This window comes from Mesorhizobium sp. M2A.F.Ca.ET.067.02.1.1, assembly GCF_004023285.1.
Classification (GTDB): domain Bacteria; phylum Pseudomonadota; class Alphaproteobacteria; order Rhizobiales; family Rhizobiaceae; genus Mesorhizobium.
On record NZ_RZSB01001053.1, the window covers coordinates 1 to 1,549 of the forward strand.

The 1,549-nt window shown below is 63.3% G+C and carries 2 protein-coding genes and 1 pseudogene; all 3 read left to right on the forward strand.

What is annotated here, in order from left to right:
• Nucleotides 1–175, forward strand: a 175-nt coding sequence (gene tnpB / locus EOA28_RS35300; RefSeq protein ID WP_148671088.1) for an IS66 family insertion sequence element accessory protein TnpB, incomplete at its 5' end; no start/stop codon positions are given.
• Nucleotides 176–247: 72 nt separating this feature from the next.
• Nucleotides 248–691: pseudogene (locus EOA28_RS40710) on the forward strand (IS66 family transposase); the annotation flags it as partial.
• Nucleotides 692–837: 146 nt separating this feature from the next.
• The coding region (locus EOA28_RS40715) for an IS66 family transposase (protein ID WP_128315823.1) at nucleotides 838–1,549 on the forward strand (712 nt) is incomplete at its 3' end.

Consider the following 1,549-nt stretch of genomic DNA (forward strand, 5'->3'; position numbering starts at 1 on the left):
TGACGACCAGGGGTTCTGCCTATTCACAAAGCGGCTTACCGACCGCTGTTTTTCCTGGCCCGCCACCAAGGATCAGGTCGCCGTTTCGCTCACCAAGGCAGAACTTTCGCTGCTTCTGGAGGGGATCGACTGGCGCCGGCCGAGCAAGACTTATCGGCCGCGTCTGGCTGGCTGATTTTGCTCGTTTCTCATTGATTTTGTGTCGATTTTGCTTCCTTGAAGGAGCGCTTTCGGGTATGTAATTTGGGTGTTGGAACAAGCTCCCTCAACCGCTGATTTCCTCGCCCGGATCGCGCTTCTGGAAGCGGCCGTTGCTGCCCGTGACACCACAATCGCCGAACGCGATGAGCAGCTGTGCAGAGAGCGCGCCGAGGCCGCACTTCGCATCCAGCGCCTGCAGCTGCGGATCGATCGCTTCAACCGCAAGGCCTTCGGACGCTCGTCCGAGAAGCTCGGCCAGATGCTGCTCGAACTCGAAGATCTCGAGACCGATTTCGCCGCCGGCGTGCCCGATGCCGAGCTACCCATCGTGGCTGACACCGACAACGTCCGGGTGCTGCCGGTGCGCAAGCTCAACCCGAACCTGCCGCGCAAGCGGATCGTTCGCGAGCCGTCTTGCGCATGCTGCCCGGGCTGCGGGGGCGATCTGCGCGCCATGGGCGAAGACAGCGAGGAGATGCTCGACCTGGTCGCCCAAGCCTGGCAGGTGATCGAGACCGTTCGACCCAAATACAGCTGCCGGACCTGCGATAAGATCGTTCAGGCGCCGGCACCGATTAAGGCCATTGCGCGCGGCAAGCTCAGCTATGCCGCGCTCGCCCATATCATGATGGCGAAGTGGGGTTATCATCTGCCGTTCTACCGTCAGGCGCAGATGATGGCCGCCAAGGCGTCGATATCGAGCGATCGACGCTTGCGCGCAGCGCCGGCTACGCCGCCGCCTTACTCGATCCGATCTACAACCGCATCCGTGAGATCGGCCGTACCCGCACCAAGATCCACACCGACGACACGCGGTTTCCGATCCTGGCGCCCGGCAAGACGCACAAGGGCGCGCTCTGGGTTTACGTCGCCGACGACCGCAATTCGGGTTCGCAGGAGCCGCCGATCGCCTGGTACCGCGCCACCATGGGCCGCGCGGGCGAGAGCGTGATGAGCGAGCTCGCCGGATTTGCCGGCACGCTGCAGGCCGATGGGTTCACCGGCTACAATCAGATCTACAAGGGCGGCGCCATTCAAGAAGCCGCCTGCTTGGCCCATCTGCGTCGCAAGATATTCGACGTTCACGACAGCCAGCCGACCGAGCTCAGCACGACGGCGATGGCCGGTATCCAGGCGATCTACCGGATCGAGGAAGAGATACGGGGACTCCCGCCCGCCGAGCGATTGGCAGCACGACGAAGGCGGACCCGACCACTGGTCCGGGCGCTGCGACGACAGCTCATGCGCCAGGCCAACGGTTTGTCGCGCCATGCCGATATCGCCAAGGCCTTCGCCTATGGCACCAAGCGATGGCGCGCGTTCAATCGCTTCCTCTATGATGGCCAGC